This is a genomic window from Shinella sp. NM-101 (assembly GCF_021401195.1).
In the GTDB taxonomy this organism is placed as follows: Bacteria; Pseudomonadota; Alphaproteobacteria; order Rhizobiales; family Rhizobiaceae; genus Shinella.
On the sequence record NZ_JACBFT010000057.1, the window covers coordinates 1 to 862 of the forward strand.

Annotated in this window: 1 protein-coding gene; it reads left to right on the forward strand. The window is 64.5% G+C overall.

What is annotated here, in order from left to right; all coding sequences use genetic code 11:
* Nucleotides 1–3: 3 nt before the first annotated feature.
* Nucleotides 4–753 carry an electron transfer flavoprotein subunit beta/FixA family protein gene (locus L0976_RS28550; RefSeq protein WP_234190773.1) on the forward strand — a complete coding sequence of 250 codons (750 nt, stop codon included), beginning with the start codon at nucleotides 4–6 and terminating at the stop codon, nucleotides 751–753.
* Nucleotides 754–862 lie beyond the last annotated feature (109 nt).

Below are 862 nucleotides of genomic sequence, written 5' to 3' on the forward strand. Positions count from 1 at the left end.
CCCATGAAGATCCTGGTCCCTGTAAAGCGGGTTGTTGATTACAACGTGAAGATCCGCGTGAAGTCCGACGGTTCGGGCGTCGAGCTTGCCAACGTGAAGATGTCGATGAACCCGTTCGACGAGATCTCGGTGGAAGAGGCGCTGCGGCTGAAGGAAGCCGGCAAGGCGGAGGAAGTGGTGGTGGTGTCGATCGGCCCGTCCAAGGCCGAGGAGACGCTGCGCACGGCGCTCGCCATGGGTGCCGACCGGGCGGTGCTGGTGGAGACGGACGATGCCGTCGAGCCGCTGGCGGTCGCCAAGATCCTCAAGGGCGTCACCGAGGCCGAACAGCCCGGCCTCGTCATCGTCGGCAAGCAGGCGATCGACGACGATTCGAACCAGACCGGCCAGATGCTCTCGGCCCTGCTCGGCTGGGCGCAGGCGACCTTCGCCTCCAAGGTCGAGATCGGTGAGGGCTCGGCAGAGGTCACCCGCGAAGTCGACGGCGGTCTCCAGACCATCGAGGTGAAGCTTCCGGCGGTCGTGACGACCGACCTTCGCCTCAACGAGCCGCGCTATGCCTCGCTGCCGAACATCATGAAGGCGAAGAAGAAGCCGCTCGACAAGAAGACGCCGTCCGACTTCGGCGTCGACACCGCTCCGCGCCTCACGGTGCTGAAGACCGAGGAGCCGTCGGGCCGCAAGGCGGGCGTCAAGGTCAAGAGCGTCGCCGAACTGGTCGACAAGCTCAAGACCGAAGCCGGCGTGCTGTAAGCAGGAAAGGGAGAACATCACCATGGCCATTCTTCTTCTGGCAGACCACGACAACGCTCACCTTTCCGACCAGACGGCCAAGGCGCTGACGGCGGCAAGCAAGATCGGC

Coding starts and splice junctions, on each gene's coding strand:
- L0976_RS28550 (WP_234190773.1), top strand. CDS start 4: ATGAAGATCCTGGTCCCTGTAAAGCGGGTTGTTGATTACAACGTGAAG.